At 55.6% G+C, this 11730-nt stretch carries 12 protein-coding genes; 7 read left to right on the top strand and 5 right to left on the bottom strand.

The genetic code is table 11. The features are described 5' to 3' along the window. The first annotated feature begins 171 nt into the window (after window positions 1-171). Window positions 172-1983, top strand: a complete 1812-nt coding sequence (edd, locus tag LA04_RS15720) for a phosphogluconate dehydratase (protein ID WP_047652320.1) — start codon at window positions 172-174, stop codon at window positions 1981-1983. A 39-nt stretch (window positions 1984-2022) separates the two neighbouring features. Next, the gene (gene kdgA / locus LA04_RS15715) at window positions 2023-2664 is read left to right on the top strand and encodes a bifunctional 4-hydroxy-2-oxoglutarate aldolase/2-dehydro-3-deoxy-phosphogluconate aldolase (RefSeq protein ID WP_047652319.1); all 642 of its coding nucleotides are present in this window, start codon (window positions 2023-2025) and stop codon (window positions 2662-2664) included. Window positions 2665-2705: 41 nt separating this feature from the next. On the opposite strand, the gene purT is transcribed toward kdgA, so the two are convergent. Further along, the gene (gene purT, locus LA04_RS15710) at window positions 2706-3884 is read right to left on the bottom strand and encodes a formate-dependent phosphoribosylglycinamide formyltransferase (RefSeq protein ID WP_047652318.1); all 1179 of its coding nucleotides are present in this window, start codon (window positions 3882-3884) and stop codon (window positions 2706-2708) included. A gap of 171 nt (window positions 3885-4055) precedes the next feature. On the opposite strand from purT, the gene LA04_RS15705 reads away from it, so the two are divergent. After that, window positions 4056-4703 (top strand): tellurite resistance TerB family protein, encoded by a 648-nt coding sequence (locus LA04_RS15705; RefSeq protein ID WP_047652317.1) that lies wholly within the window; start codon window positions 4056-4058, stop codon window positions 4701-4703. Between the two features lie 85 nt (window positions 4704-4788). Next, window positions 4789-6849, top strand: coding sequence for an oligopeptidase B (gene ptrB, locus LA04_RS15700; protein ID WP_047652316.1), 2061 nt, complete (start codon window positions 4789-4791; stop codon window positions 6847-6849). On the opposite strand, the gene exoX is transcribed toward ptrB, so the two are convergent. From exoX to LA04_RS15685, 3 genes are all read right to left on the bottom strand, one after another. After that, a complete protein-coding gene (gene exoX, locus LA04_RS15695) occupies window positions 6846-7508 on the bottom strand; it encodes an exodeoxyribonuclease X (protein ID WP_010432611.1) in 663 nt (220 codons plus the stop codon). The genes ptrB and exoX overlap by 4 nt on opposite strands. A gap of 24 nt (window positions 7509-7532) precedes the next feature. Beyond that, window positions 7533-8183, bottom strand: a complete 651-nt coding sequence (locus LA04_RS15690) for a carbon-nitrogen hydrolase family protein (protein WP_047652315.1) — start codon at window positions 8181-8183, stop codon at window positions 7533-7535. 110 nt (window positions 8184-8293) lie between these two features. Then, window positions 8294-8524, bottom strand: coding sequence for a DNA polymerase III subunit theta (locus LA04_RS15685; RefSeq protein ID WP_008500465.1), 231 nt, complete (start codon window positions 8522-8524; stop codon window positions 8294-8296). Between the two features lie 137 nt (window positions 8525-8661). On the opposite strand from LA04_RS15685, the gene yobA reads away from it, so the two are divergent. Genes yobA through LA04_RS15670 form a run of 3 tightly spaced genes read left to right on the top strand, consistent with a single transcriptional unit; the run spans window position 8662 to window position 10259 of the window. Beyond that, window positions 8662-9033 (top strand): CopC domain-containing protein YobA, encoded by a 372-nt coding sequence (yobA, locus tag LA04_RS15680; RefSeq protein WP_047652314.1) that lies wholly within the window; start codon window positions 8662-8664, stop codon window positions 9031-9033. Between the two features lies 1 nt (window position 9034). Further along, the gene (gene copD / locus LA04_RS15675) at window positions 9035-9904 is read left to right on the top strand and encodes a copper homeostasis membrane protein CopD (protein WP_047652313.1); all 870 of its coding nucleotides are present in this window, start codon (window positions 9035-9037) and stop codon (window positions 9902-9904) included. Window positions 9905-9920: 16 nt separating this feature from the next. Next, a complete protein-coding gene (locus tag LA04_RS15670) occupies window positions 9921-10259 on the top strand; it encodes a YebY family protein (protein ID WP_047652312.1) in 339 nt (112 codons plus the stop codon). Between the two features lie 440 nt (window positions 10260-10699). On the opposite strand, the gene LA04_RS15665 is transcribed toward LA04_RS15670, so the two are convergent. Next, a complete protein-coding gene (locus LA04_RS15665) occupies window positions 10700-11596 on the bottom strand; it encodes a benzoate transporter (protein WP_047652311.1) in 897 nt (298 codons plus the stop codon). Window positions 11597-11730: the final 134 nt, after the last annotated feature.

Below are 11730 nucleotides of genomic sequence, written 5' to 3'. Positions count from 1 at the left end.
ACAATTTTCAACTTTTAAGCTCCGCGTGGATTCACCCGCGGAGCTTTTTTTATTACACTGCCGGAAGTGATTTTGCCCCTGAGCTCCGGACAGCAAGCGTTTCAGCGTTGTTAACAACTGCCAGCGACTTTGTAAACTCCCGAGCCGGACAGATAATTTAGAGGAGCTTTTATGAATCCGACATTGTTACGCGTAACACAGCGCATTATCGAGCGCTCGAAAGAGACCCGTTCGGCCTACCTCGCCCGGATTGAACAGGCAAAGAGCAGCACCGTCCACCGATCTCAGCTGGCCTGCGGGAACCTGGCGCACGGCTTCGCCGCCTGCCAGCCTGATGATAAAGCGTCGCTGAAAAGCATGTTGCGTAACAATATCGCCATCATTACCTCCTATAACGATATGCTTTCCGCCCACCAGCCGTATGAGGTCTATCCCGATATCATCCGCAACGCGCTGCACAGCGTGAATGCGGTGGGCCAGGTGGCGGGCGGCGTACCTGCCATGTGTGACGGCGTGACGCAGGGGCAGGACGGCATGGAGCTGTCCCTGCTGAGCCGCGAAGTGATTGCGATGTCTGCCGCGGTGGGCCTGTCACACAACATGTTTGATGGCGCGCTGTACCTCGGCGTGTGCGACAAGATTGTCCCGGGCCTGGTGATGGCGGCGCTGTCGTTTGGGCATCTGCCTGCGATCTTCGTCCCGTCCGGCCCAATGGCGAGCGGTCTGCCGAACAAAGAAAAAGTGCGTATTCGCCAGCTGTATGCGGAAGGGAAAGCAGACCGTCAGGCGCTGCTGGAGGCGGAAGCCGCGTCCTATCATGCGCCGGGGACCTGTACGTTCTACGGTACGGCTAACACTAACCAGATGGTGGTGGAGTTTATGGGGATGCAGCTTCCGGGCTCGTCCTTTATCCAGCCGGATGCGCCGCTGCGCAAGGCGCTGACCGAGGCCGCGGCCCGTCAGGTTACGCGTCTGACCGGCAACGGCAACGAATGGATGCCGATGGGTAAAATGGTTGACGAAAAAGTCATCGTCAACGGGATTGTCGCGCTGCTGGCAACCGGGGGGTCAACCAACCACACCATGCATCTGGTTGCCATGGCGCGTGCGGCGGGCATTCTGATTAACTGGGATGACTTCTCCGAGATCTCTTCCGTGGTGCCGCTGATGGCGCGCCTGTACCCGAACGGTCCGGCGGATATTAACCACTTCCAGGCCGCAGGCGGCGTACCGCTGCTGATGCGCGAGCTGCTGAAAGGCGGACTGCTGCATGAAGACGTGAATACCGTGGCGGGCTTTGGCCTGCAGCGCTACACCCAGGAGCCGTGGCTGAACAACGGCGAGCTGGACTGGCGTGAAGGGGCGAGCGCCTCTCTTGATGCGCAGGTGATTGCCACCATCGACAAACCGTTCTCTCCTCACGGCGGCACCAAAGTGCTGAGCGGCAACCTCGGCCGCGCGGTGATGAAGACCTCTGCCGTACCGGAAGAGAACCAGATTATCGAAGCGCCGGCGGTAGTGTTTGAAAGCCAGCATGACGTATTACCTGCCTTTGACGCCGGTCTTCTTGATAAAGACTGCGTGGTGGTGGTGCGTCACCAGGGGCCTAAAGCCAACGGGATGCCAGAATTACATAAACTTATGCCACCACTTGGTGTATTATTGGACCGCCGTTTCAAAATTGCGCTAGTCACCGATGGACGCCTCTCCGGGGCATCCGGTAAAGTGCCTTCAGCCATCCACGTCACGCCTGAAGCCTACGACGGCGGTTTGCTGGCGAAAGTACGCGACGGTGACATGATCCGCGTGAACGGCCAGACGGGCGAGTTAACCCTGCTGGTGGATGAATCCGAGCTGGCGGCACGTCAGCCTCATATTCCTGACCTGAGCGCATCGCGCGTGGGGACCGGACGCGAAATGTTCAGCGCGCTGCGTGAGAAACTCTCCGGTGCGGAGCAGGGCGCAACCTGTATTACGTTTTAAGACGACTTGATTTTAACGATCTGGCGAGAGAAAACTCTGATGAAAAACTGGAAAACAAGTGCAGAAGCAATCCTGACCACTGGCCCTGTCGTGCCGGTTATCGTGGTAAACAAGCTGGAGCACGCTGTACCGATGGCGAAAGCGCTGGTAGCGGGCGGCGTTCGCGTTCTGGAAGTGACCCTGCGCACCGCCTGCGCGATGGATGCTATCCGCGCTATCGCGAAAGAAGTGCCGGACGCCATCATCGGTGCGGGTACCGTGACGAACGCAAAACAGCTGGCTGAAGTGACCGAAGCGGGCGCGCAGTTTGCCATCAGCCCGGGACTGACCGAGCCGCTGCTGAAAGCCGCCACCGAAGGTACCATTCCGCTGATCCCTGGCATCAGCACCGTCTCTGAACTGATGCTGGGCATGGACTACGGTCTGAAAGAGTTCAAATTCTTCCCGGCTGAAGCAAATGGCGGCACCAAAGCGCTGCAGGCGATTGCGGGTCCCTTCTCGCAGGTACGCTTCTGCCCGACGGGCGGTATCTCTCCTGCCAACTACCGTGACTACCTGGCGCTGAAAAGCGTGCTGTGCATCGGCGGTTCATGGCTGGTTCCGGCGGATGCGCTGGAAGCGGGCGACTGGGATCGCATTACCAAACTGGCTCGCGAAGCGGTTGAAGGCGCGAAACAGTAAGTTAATCGCAGCATGAAAAACGGGCCTTTTGGCCCGTTTTTTTATCCCTCTACCTTGACGCTCGCAGCGGCCGCTTTCGCTCTCGCCACGGCGTCGTCAACGTTATCCCCGGTAGCTAATGCCACGCCAAGACGGCGAGTTCCGTCGATCTCCGGCTTGCCGAACAAACGTACCTGCAATCCGGCACCCACCGCCCCGTTGACATTATCAAACGTGACGTTCTGGCTGGTTAACTGCGGCAGGATCACCGCCGAGGCGGCCGGACCATACTGACGAACACCGCCGACGGGCAGGCCGAGGAAGGCGCGCACGTGCAGGGCGAATTCGGAGAGATCTTGCGAAATCAGCGTGACCATGCCGGTGTCATGCGGGCGAGGGGATACTTCGCTGAAAATCACTTCATCACCGCGTACAAACAGCTCCACGCCGAAAAGGCCATAGCCGCCCAGCGCCAGGACGGTTTTACGGGCGATCTCCTGAGCACGCTCCAGCGCCAGGGCGCTCATCTGCTGCGGCTGCCAGGATTCGCGGTAATCGCCATCTTCCTGACGGTGGCCAATCGGGTCGCAGAAATGGACGCCGTCAACGGCGCTGACGGTCAGCAGGGTGATTTCGAAATCAAACTTCACGACGCCTTCGACGATCACGCGTCCGGCTCCCGCGCGGCCACCCTGCTGGGCATAATCCCACGCGTTATCCAGCGCGCTGCTGTCGCGAATAAAGCTTTGTCCTTTCCCGGAGGAACTCATCACCGGCTTAACGATGCACGGGTAGCCAATCTCCTCGACGGCCTGCAGGAACGCGGCCTTATCGCCAGCAAAACGGTAGCTCGAGGTGGGCAATCCCAGCTCTTCCGCCGCCAGGCGACGAATGCCTTCGCGGTTCATGGTCAGCTTTGCGGCTTTCGCGCAGGGCACCACGCGCTGGCCTTCCTGCTCCAGGGCGATCAGCGTATCGGTGGCAATAGCTTCAATTTCCGGCACGACAAAATCAGGTTTCTCGCGCGTAATCAGCTCGCGAAGAGCATCGCCATCCAGCATGTTAATCACATAAGAACGATGGGCGACGTGCATGGCTGGGGCGTCGGCGTAACGGTCTACGGCAATGACTTCCACACCTAAACGCTGGCACTCGATGGCGACCTCTTTTCCCAGCTCGCCCGATCCCAACAGCATCACTCGCGTCGCTGCAGGTCGCAGCGCAGTTCCTAAACGAATCATAACAATCCCCCTGAAAAAGTTGCGGGCAGTATAAACGAAAACGTTTGCGTCTGTCTTGTACATGGCCAGGTGAAGGGAGAAGAAATTTGCGCTTCTTTAGCCCGTCCAGACATTTCCTGACGCCCGCTCGCTTACGCTGTGGAATATGTTCACCGTTAAGTGAGGGAAACTATGTCTGGCTGGTTAAATCAATTGCAATCCCTGTTAGGGCAGAAAACATCCTCTGGCGAACGGGACCTCAGCAAACTGCTGGTACCCGGGGCGCTCGGCGGGCTGGCAGGCCTGCTGGTCGCGAATAAATCCTCGCGCAAGCTGCTGGCTAAGTACGGGACAGGCGCACTGCTGGCCGGTGGGGGCGCCATCGCGGGCACCGTGCTGTGGAATAAATACAAGGACAGAATACGGACCGCGCACAGCGATGAACCGCATTACGGCGAGCACACCTCGCCGCTGGATCTGCGTACCGAGCGGCTCATTCTTGCGCTGGTCTTTGCCGCGAAAAGTGACGGTCATATCGACGATAAGGAACGACTGGCGATCGAGCAGCAGCTGCGTGAAGCCGGCGTTGAGGAGAAGGGCAGAACGCTGGTGGCGCAGGCCATCGAACAACCTCTGGAGCCGCAGCGTCTGGCGCAAAGCGTGAAAAATGAGGAAGAGGCGCTTGAACTCTATTTCCTCAGCTGTGCCGCCATCGATATCGATCACTTTATGGAGCGGAGCTACCTGAACGCCCTGGGCGATGCGTTAAAGATCCCACAAGACGTGCGTGAAGGCATTGAGCGGGACATCCGGGAGCAAAAACAGGCGTTACAGGGATAGTTCTCGCCGTTGCGACCCTGTTTCGCTTGCATCATGCGTGGGTTTTGCCAACCTTATAGGGTGTAAAACGAAAAAGAATGATGACATGCCACCGAAAGCCCGACGTATATCTTATGCGATCACCACGCATGGCGATACGCGTATAGACAACTATTACTGGCTACGGGACGATTCTCGCTCCCGGCCAGAGGTACTCGACTACCTGCACGAGGAGAACGACTATGGCCGCAAGGTCATGTCCAGCCAGCAGACGCTTCAGGACCAGCTGCTGAATGAAATGGTGCAGCGTATTCCCCAGCGCGATATCTCCGCGCCCTGGACCAAAAATGGCTATCGCTATCGCCATATTTACGAGCCCGGCAATGAGTATCCCATCTACCAGCGTCAGTCGGTGTTAAGCGCCGAATGGGATGCGTGGGATATTCTGCTGGATGCCAACCAGCGCGCCGCCCACAGCGAGTTTTATACCCTGGGCGGCATGTCCATTTCCCCTGACAACGCGGTGATGGCGCTGGCGGAGGATTACCTCTCCCGTCGCCAGTACGGCCTGCGGTTTCGCAATCTGGACACCGGCAACTGGTATCCGGAAATGCTGGAAAACGTCTCCCCGGATTTTGTCTGGGCGAATGATTCCGAAACGGTTTACTACGTCAAAAAGCACGCGTCTACGCTGCTCCCTTACCAGGTGTGGCGACATACCGTGGGAACGGACTCCGCTGACGACGAGCTGGTTTACGAAGAGAAAGACGAAACGTTTTATGTCAGCCTGCATAAAACTTCCTCACGCCACTATGTGATTATCTTCCTTGCCAGCGCGACGACGTCGGAAGTCCTGCTGCTGGATGCCGAACTGCCGGACGCCCAGCCGCTCTGTTTCCTGCCGCGCCGCAAGGATCACGAGTACAGCCTGGATCACTTCCAGCACAGCTTTTATTTGCGCTCCAATCGCGAGGGCAAAAACTTTGGTCTCTATAAAACCAAAGTGCGCGATGAGCGCAAGTGGGAGGTGCTTATCCCCGCGCGGGATCAGGTGATGCTGGAAGGGTTCACCCTCTTTACCGACTGGCTGGTGGTGGAAGAGCGTCAGCGCGGGCTGACCAGTATCCGGCAAATCAACCGAAAAACCCGGGAAGTGGTGGGGATTGCATTCGATGACCCGGCCTACGTGACGTGGATTGGTTTCAACCCTGAACCCGAATCGTCGCGGTTGCGCTACGGCTACTCCTCCATGACCACGCCGGACACCTTGTTTGAGCTGGATATGGATACCGGGCAGCGGCAAGTGATTAAACAGACCGAGGTCAAAGGGTTTGAGTCCGAAAACTACCGCAGCGAGCACCTGTGGGTTACCGCCCGCGATGGCGTTGAGGTCCCGGTCTCGCTGGTCTATCACAAAGGCCATTTCCAGAAAGGCAAAAACCCGATCCTGGTGTACGGCTACGGCTCGTATGGCTCAAGCATGGATGCCGATTTCAGCAGCAGTCGGTTAAGCCTGCTCGATCGCGGCTTTGTTTTCGCCATCGCCCACATTCGCGGCGGCGGTGAGCTGGGCCAGAACTGGTATGAAGACGGGAAATTCCTGAAAAAGAAAAATACCTTCAATGACTACCTCGACGTCTGTGATGCGCTGATTGAGCAGGGCTACGGCGCTCCGCAGCTATGCTTTGGCATGGGGGGCAGCGCGGGCGGCATGCTGATGGGGGCGGTCATCAACCAGCGTCCCGATCGCTTTAAGGGGATTGTCGCGCAGGTACCGTTTGTCGATGTGGTCACGACTATGCTCGATGAATCCATTCCCCTTACCACCGGGGAGTTTGAGGAGTGGGGAAATCCGCAGGATGAGATGTACTACCGCTATATGAAAGAGTACAGCCCGTACGATAACGTGGAGGCGCAAGCCTACCCGCATATGCTGGTCACCACCGGTTTGCATGATTCTCAGGTGCAATACTGGGAGCCGGCAAAATGGGTAGCGAAACTGCGAGAGCTGAAAACCGATGACAACCTGCTGCTGCTGTGTACCGACATGGATTCCGGACACGGGGGTAAATCGGGCCGATTTAAATCGTACGAAGGCGTTGCCCTGGAATATGCCTTTTTAATAGGCCTGGCGCAGGAAACGCTGCCAGGCCGTGCAGAGCGTTAAGCATCGCCCAGATAATGTTTCAGCGTTAAGCGCAGCTCCGGGCTCATTCTGTCGAGGTTGTTATACAGCCAGCGCAAATAGCCCGGATCTTTATCCGCCACCTCGGACACAGGCTTCCCGCGATATTTACCAAAGGTAAATGTGGTCAGCAGCGCGGGACGTCCGGTGATCGTCGCCATGTCATCCGGTGTCCAGCCGGAGATATTCATAATATCAATCAATAACGCGGCGGTGATATAGCAGTCATACAGGGCGCGGTGATGATGAAGCCCCTCAGGGGTACGAACGCTGAGCTTGCGGGACTTGTACAGCGCCATGTTGCTGTATTTAATCCCCGGCCAGAGACGACGCGCCAGCTTCATGGTGCAAATCCATTCCCCCGGCATTTCAGGCAACACCCGGCGGTCAAAGCTAGCGTTATGCGCGACGTACCACGGGCTACCGTAGTAGTGGGGAATGATCTCTTCGATCCACGGCTTATCCGCCACCATCGATTCGGTAATGCGATGGATAGCCATCGCCTGAGGGCTGATGGGGCGATCGGGACGCACCAGATGGCTCATTGGGTTGACGATTTTACCATCAACCACGTCGACAGAGGCCACTTCCACTATTCCGCCCTGAAGATCGCAAGTTTCGGTATCGATGACGCGCAGCATTGAAAACTCCTGAGCTTAAAACGCCTAGCCTAAAGGAATGATATCGCCTTGCCAACCCTCTCCGCCGAGCGTGCCGGTCACCAGAAGCTCGCCCTTATCCGCGCGCACGATCAGCTGGCCTTTTTCATCCCACAGCGCGCTGCCGCCGCAGGCGTTCGCCATCAGCACCGCAATGGCATATTTATGCGCGAAGCGCTGCAGGTTACTGATGGACTGCCGCCAGCGATTATCCCCCACCGACTGGCAGCTGGTAACAAGCGTTGCTCTGGGATCGAGATTGGGAGAATCGGGATGTGCATCAATGATGCTAAGGTGCTTGTCCCCCGGCACCAGGCTCGCTCCGCGCCCTTGCGGATAGCGCACAATGCGATGGCGAGCGGGCGAAAACAGCACCAGGCCTTTCTGGCGCTGGCCATTCTGCTCCAGGGGGAGCCCGGCAATAACGGTGATCTGGTGTTGATGTGCTGCATTAAGCAGCGGCTCCAGCTGCGCGTCATCGGGTGGGGGAGGTAGCGTCGGCGCGCCAGAGCCCGTTAATGAGAGTTCAGGGAAAACCAGCAGATCACACCGCTGCCGTGCGGCTTCGGCGATGAAGCGCAGGTGGTGCTTAACATGGTCATCTACAGTCTGATGCAGCCCGCCATACTGGGCTGCCGCTATATTCCAATGTGACATCGTGACTTCCTTATACACTGAGTCGCAGAGATTTAAGAATACACCTAAAATAATCAGGGTTTTCTTATCCTGCCAGATTCCGCGTAAGGAAGTGTAACGACTCGTTAAGCTTATTTAACTTTAGGCTCGTACGGTAAACGGGAGAGGTTGACCGAGGCAAGGCGGTGGGCGATGAGTCTTTCGCGAAACCAGTCGCGCAGATGGGCGGGCTGTTCCCGTTCCACGACTTCAGCCACGACGGGCATGTTGTAACGCTCTTTGAACGCGACGCCAGCGGCAGCGAGATCGACATTCACTTTATCCATCTCGTCCTGCGGAAGGGCGGCCAGATTGATCTTCATTACCTTCTCCTTTTTCTGCGGCGGCAACGTTACCGCGATTGCACGACGATGACAAGCGGAGGCAGGATGATCCTCGACTCGTTTATTATACAGCGTTATTCTTTAGCATACAGACATAACAAAAAGGAATGATTGCGATGGGTTTCTCCACCTCCCGCGCGGTATGCGCACTGGTTTTCGTAGCCTCGACAATGATGGCGCCCTCCGTGCTGGCACATGCACATCTTAAACAGCAGAGCCCGGCAGCGGACAGCGTGGTGAGCGCTCCGCAGGCACTTACGCTGAATTTTTCAGAAGGCATCGAACCGGGATTTAGCGGTGTGGTGGTGACGGATGCACAAAAGCAGGTCATCAAAACGGGAACCGCCACGCGCGACGAAAAGAACAAAGCTCAACTCACCGTGCCGCTGGAACAAACGCTGACGTCAGGGACGTACCAGGTAGACTGGCACGTGGTCTCCGTGGACGGCCATAAAACCAAAGGCAGCTATCACTTTAGCGTGAAATAGCATGCTGGCGCTGTGTTATATCGGGTTGTGCTTTATCCATTTCGGGGCGCTGATGCTTGTTTTTGGCAACGCGCTTTACAGCGTCTGGTTTGCGCCTTCCTCTCTCCACCGTCTGATGTCCCGGCGCTTCCAGTCGCAGCAGAAAGTGGCGGCCTTAGTGAGCCTTGCGGCAGCGGTCCTTATGTTTATGCTGCAGGGCGGATTGATGGGCAACGGCTGGGGAGATGTGTTTGCGCCACATGTCTGGTTCAGCGTGATGGGAACCCGTTTTGGCGGCGTCTGGCTGTGGCAAATGATCCTCGCTGCGATAACGGTCGGCGCAGCATGGCTCGCACCGCTAAAAGGTTCGCTGCTGCTGCTGCTCGCAATGGGACAGCTTATCCTGCTGGCTGGGGTAGGGCACGCGGCGATGAACGACGGTCCGATGGGGGCGCTGCAGCGTCTTAATTATGCTATTCACCTGATCTGCGCCGCCACTTGGCTCGGCGGATTACTGCCTCTGCTGTTCTGCATGCGCCTGGCGAAAGGACGCTGGCAGAATGCCGCCATTTATACCATGATGCGTTTCTCGCGCGTGGGGCATTACGCCGTTGCGGGCGTGCTGCTCACCGGCGTGATAAATACGCTCATGATACTGGGCCTCGATATTCCCTGGCAGGCTGGCTACGTGCGGTTTTTATTGTTCAAATGTGCGCTGGTGGCGTTGATGGTGGTAATTGCGCTGGCAAATCGGTATTTTCTGGTGCCACGGTTTCGTCCGGAGAGCGGACGAGCACAACAGATTTTTATCAGGATGACACAGGCAGAAGTGGTGCTGGGAGCGCTGGTGCTGGCAACGGTCAGTCTGTTCGCCACCTGGGAACCCTTCTGACAAGGTTAAATATCATATGAAAAAGACAGTACTTTCTCTCATATTGCTGGCCTGTACGGGAAGCGCGCTTGCCGCACCGCAGGTTATCACCGTCAGCCGTTTTGAAGTGGGTAAGGACAAATGGGCGTTCAATCGCGAAGAGGTGATGCTTACCTGCCGTCCTGGTCATGCGCTGTATGCCATCAACCCGAGCACGCTGGTGCAATACCCGCTGAATGATACCGCAGAGCAGCAGGTAGCCAGCGGCAAGAGCAGCGGCCAGCCGATTAGCATTATTCAGATCGATGACCCGTCGCATCCGGGACAAAAAATGAGTCTGGCACCGTTTATTGAGCGCGCCGACAAGCTCTGCTAACGTTCGGGTTTCCAATAAAAAACCGCAGATGCTTGCGAAAGCACTGCGGTTTTTCACTTTTAATGATGCTCTGGCGCTTTTTTTCCGACCGCTTTAGCTGTGGACTGGAAAACCTGGCGTCGTCATCTATTCTTAAAAGGCAAGGCGACTTAGCCTGCATTAATGCCAACTTTTAGCGCACGGCTCTCTCCCAAGAGCCATTTCCCTGGACCGAATACAGGAATCGTATTCGGTCTCTTTTTATCTGTATGTTTTTCAAAGCATTGTTCGGTGTTGACTCTAAATCACCCGAAACTTTCTCGAACTTTCCATATCCTGTCTAAACCATAACATACTCAGGACCGCGTGCGTCCAGGGTTTTTTGGGATCTTTGTTAAAATTTTGTGGCAGAGTGACCGCTGAGCAAACGCCCTCTGCGGTGCGAAAGGGCAACCCGTAAGTTAAATAATGAACGCGCTAAATTTGTCTTTATGGCGGACAATGTACTCCGGGAAGTTTTCAACCGTTAGCTCTTGCTTGATTAACGTCCTGTCGCGCCCCCAGATATCTTCCGCGTTTTTAATGACCTTCATGATGTGTTCCGGGTTGTTAAACTCAGGAAGATCGTATTCAGTATGGGATATGGTCGACATTTTTTCTGAGATGCGCTCGGGTGTCATTACCCAAGAGAAATGCCAGCCACCATTTTCAATAATGCTGTTGTTAATCTTGAACCAGTTCCACTTTAGCCAGGACCAGTTTTTAACGCTTCGGGTGCGTTTAAGATTCCTGAATGATTCAGGTTCGCCGCCAAAGAAACTAACGAGATTTTTATATTGTGTGGCTCTCGGTAATTTGCATTTTCTTGGCGTGTTGTCAGTATTAAAAACCTGCAGGTTGAACTGATAATTATAGAAATTCTGATAAATAGTGGTGCAGAGCTTTTTGGGATTTATCGATGCTACCACCTGGGGTGAAAATATCTCATCGACATCGGAAACTAAAATCAAATCATCATCGTTGGCATGCGTCAAACCCTGCATGATGGCATTCCTCTGCGCGGCTTCATTTGCCCACGCATCCACCACCATACCCTCTGGCAGACCCGGAATCACTTCTCGGGCTGGATGAGATTCTTTAGCGGCTTTCGTAATCGGTTCTTTATCATGCACAACGTAGATAATTTTATCTTCAAACTGACTGTATTTATTAATGTCAAAATGCAGCTGCCTCTTTTTACCGGTAAATGTATGCGTTGACTCAACGATAACGAAGCGATCGACAACGTCCGCGAGCGTGTTCAGCCTGATTTCGAGAAGCATATCTTCATCGTAATATAAGAAGCAGTCATAGATCATTACCGAAGTCCCTCATTTTTTGCGCCCACATTGCGCTTTTCCCAACGCATTCGCCGGTATCATTTCGCGCAATGCTAACTGAGCGCACTCGCCCTGCGCAAGAGTGCACTGCTTTATCATTCCTCTTTTAAACA

This window comes from Enterobacter sp. UCD-UG_FMILLET (genome assembly GCF_000762975.1).
Lineage (GTDB): Bacteria > Pseudomonadota > Gammaproteobacteria > Enterobacterales > Enterobacteriaceae > Enterobacter > Enterobacter dykesii.
The sequence above is the reverse complement of the archived record's forward strand: the minus strand, read 5'-3'. Positions and strand labels throughout refer to the sequence as shown.

What these genes read in the sequence shown, in the direction of transcription:
- LA04_RS15705 (WP_047652317.1), top strand. Translation starts at nt 4,056, where the DNA reads ATGTCTGGCTGGTTAAATCAATTGCAATCCCTGTTAGGGCAGAAAACA.
- LA04_RS15670 (WP_047652312.1), top strand. Translation starts at nt 9,921, where the DNA reads ATGAAAAAGACAGTACTTTCTCTCATATTGCTGGCCTGTACGGGAAGC.
- yobA (WP_047652314.1), top strand. Translation starts at nt 8,662, where the DNA reads ATGGGTTTCTCCACCTCCCGCGCGGTATGCGCACTGGTTTTCGTAGCC.
- LA04_RS15690 (WP_047652315.1), bottom strand. Translation starts at nt 8,183, where the DNA reads ATGTCACATTGGAATATAGCGGCAGCCCAGTATGGCGGGCTGCATCAG.
- kdgA (WP_047652319.1), top strand. Translation starts at nt 2,023, where the DNA reads ATGAAAAACTGGAAAACAAGTGCAGAAGCAATCCTGACCACTGGCCCT.
- copD (WP_047652313.1), top strand. Translation starts at nt 9,035, where the DNA reads ATGCTGGCGCTGTGTTATATCGGGTTGTGCTTTATCCATTTCGGGGCG.
- LA04_RS15665 (WP_047652311.1), bottom strand. Translation starts at nt 11,596, where the DNA reads ATGATCTATGACTGCTTCTTATATTACGATGAAGATATGCTTCTCGAA.
- LA04_RS15685 (WP_008500465.1), bottom strand. Translation starts at nt 8,524, where the DNA reads ATGAAGATCAATCTGGCCGCCCTTCCGCAGGACGAGATGGATAAAGTG.
- edd (WP_047652320.1), top strand. Translation starts at nt 172, where the DNA reads ATGAATCCGACATTGTTACGCGTAACACAGCGCATTATCGAGCGCTCG.
- ptrB (WP_047652316.1), top strand. Translation starts at nt 4,789, where the DNA reads ATGCCACCGAAAGCCCGACGTATATCTTATGCGATCACCACGCATGGC.
- exoX (WP_010432611.1), bottom strand. Translation starts at nt 7,508, where the DNA reads ATGCTGCGCGTCATCGATACCGAAACTTGCGATCTTCAGGGCGGAATA.
- purT (WP_047652318.1), bottom strand. Translation starts at nt 3,884, where the DNA reads ATGATTCGTTTAGGAACTGCGCTGCGACCTGCAGCGACGCGAGTGATG.